We start from the raw sequence: 2,574 nt of genomic DNA, 5'->3' as shown, positions 1-2,574 counted from the left end.
ATGATGGCATCAAAGGTGGCTGAGGGAAAATCCAAGGGTTCACCCAAAACTTGTTGGTGGAAACTGGTGTAAACATTCTTTTTCCGAGCTTCCTCTAGCATGCCTGAGGATATGTCCATCGCCTCTAGGTGATGGTAACCACGCTGGTGCAGAAATTGCCCAACCAAGCCTGTACCTGCTCCGGCATCTAAAATCTTGGCATCTTTGGAAACATAATTGACCAATACCTCCCCTGCAGGCTCTGGTCCGACATAGCCAAATGCATCATCTAGGTCTTGCTCATAGTCTTTGGCCCAGATGTCATAGCGTTCAGTTAATTCCTGATTATTCTCGGAACTATAGACCCACTTAACTTTGTCTGTTTTACTCATGTTTTTTCCGATACTATCTGTGTTTACAAGCATCTTGCTTAAGCTCCCAATTTGAGGTGAAATCTTCAGCTAGGCTTTCCCTAGCTGAGGCAGGGCAATAGAAAACACTAACGGGTGCATCTCATTTTTGTAAAAAAGTTGCGTAGGGTGCGTTAGGGGAGCCTCATTTTCCGCCTCGTAGCCAGGGTTTGGAGGAACCGCCCCGTAACGCACCACCGTGTCAAACAGCTTTGAGGAGATGCACCCAAACACTAACCTAATCTTGCTTGTGCTTTATCTAGGCAGTATTGTAGCTGTTGAGCTAAAACTGAAATATGGGGTTCGGTTACCATAGAGAAATGGTTCCCTGGGACAACATGAAATTCTAAGGGTTGAGCAGAAAGTCGGTCCCAGCCCCAGGTTGGATCTTTTAGGGTAGTTAACTGATTAGGTAAATAATCCCCTACAGCCCCAAATTCACTGGCTCGGAAGAAGGTAATCGGAGTTCCATCAATCTCCTGAGGTTGATAGCTAGCAATTGCTTGAGTGTTAGCTTTGTAAACCTCAAAGATTCGACTCAGGTCAGTTTTACTCAACATCTGACCAGTCTGTTTCAATCGTTCCAGAAAGTAGTGTAGCTGTTCTTGCGAACTAAGAAACTGGAGTGCTTCGCGGGAAATATCCAGGTTTTGACCTAAAAGGCCTCCATAGATAGTCGCTAACTCAGCTATGAATTTGGCATTATCCCAATTAACTACGTCTTTCTCTGGTTCAGGAATTTCTACTTGGACATCGACAATGGCCAGCAAAGACACTTCCTGTCCCTGACTCAATAGCTGTTGAGCCATCTCAAATGCGACTTTCCCCCCGAAAGAATGACCACCTAGTAGATAGGGTCCGTTGGGTTGGAGTGCTTGTATAGCTTTAATATGGTGGGCAGCTATATCTGCCATACGAGTATAAGGTTGGAAGTCTTCCTCAAGACCCAGGGTACGCAAACCATATAACGGTTGTTCCGAACCTAGATCACGTGCCAACTGCTGGAAGTCAAAGACATTGCCAAGAATTCCAGAAACCAAGAATAAAGGAGGCTTTGACCCCTCGGGCTGAATGGGCACTAAGGTAGAAACGAAGGAGTCGTTACCAGTGGAGTTATTTTGGGTTGCTAGGCTTGGCGAATCGAGATCAGCAAAAACTTCTTGGGATAAATAATCAACCATTGCCTCTATGGTTGGATAGTCAAATACTAGAGTTGAACGTAGAGAGCAGCCCACGCTAGATTGGAGATGATTCCTCAACTCCACTGCCATTAAAGAATCTAGACCCAAATCAATTAACCTTTGCCCCAGTTCTATTTGATCTGGAGAACTTAATCCTAAGGTTTTAGCAATTTGGGTACGAACGCGCTCTACTAATAAATCCCGACGTTGGTTAGCAGGAACTGCCTCTAATTCTGTCTTAAAATCAAGATTTGTTTCCCTGACAGTAGTATTTACAGTAGTATTTGGCGCAACATCTTCATAGAAAGGTGGCAGACTGTGGAATTGCCGTAGCCACTTCTGCCAATCCACTGACATTACACCTACTTGTGCTAGATCTTGTTGAAGCAGTTGTTCCAGTGCAAACAATCCCTGCTTCGGAGCTACGTTTGCTAGTCCCCAAGCAGCTATTCGCCCCTGATGGTCAGTACTCAGTTTTGCCCCCATTCCTATCTCACCCCAAGGTCCCCAATTAACGGTTAAAGCAGGTAATCCCAAGGCTTGACGATGAGCTGCTATGGAATCGAGAAAGGCATTAGCTGCCCCATAGCTCCCTAGACCGTGAGAACCTAACAAGGAGGAAATGGAGGAGAAACAGACAAAGAAATCCAAAGGCTGGTTTTGGGTAAGAGCATGTAGATTCCACGTTCCCTGCACTTTGGCAGCCAGAACTTGGGCAAAGCGCTGCCAATCTTGCTGCGACAGTCCGCTGAACTCAACAACTCCAGCGGCGTGAACTATACCCCCTAGAGGAAGCGAGGATTGCTCTATCTTAGTTAGTAACTCGGTAACTTGCCCTGCATTAGACACATCTGCTTGGGCTACTACCACCCGAGCACCTAAGTCTTCTAGCTTTCTTAACTTATGGTCGATCGCTGGTTTAGGACTACTTCGTCCTACTAGCACCAGGTTTTTTGCCCCTTGTTCTACCATCCACTGGGCTACCAGTAAACCTAAATCTCCTA

General features: G+C 45.9%; 2 protein-coding genes. Both read right to left on the bottom strand.

Going from position 1 to position 2,574, the window contains the following annotated elements; translation table 11 throughout:
* The coding region (locus F6K37_RS37825) for a class I SAM-dependent DNA methyltransferase (protein ID WP_287256175.1) at window positions 1–371 on the bottom strand (371 nt) is incomplete at its 3' end.
* A 251-nt stretch (window positions 372–622) separates the two neighbouring features.
* Window positions 623–2,574 (bottom strand): SDR family NAD(P)-dependent oxidoreductase (locus F6K37_RS37820; RefSeq protein ID WP_287256172.1); only part of this gene is annotated, 1,952 nt, incomplete at its 5' end.

The sequence above is a fragment of the Moorena sp. SIO4E2 genome (assembly GCF_010671945.1).
Classification (GTDB): Bacteria; Cyanobacteriota; Cyanobacteriia; order Cyanobacteriales; family Coleofasciculaceae; genus Moorena; species Moorena producens.
This window is presented reverse-complemented; position numbering and strand designations above follow the sequence as displayed.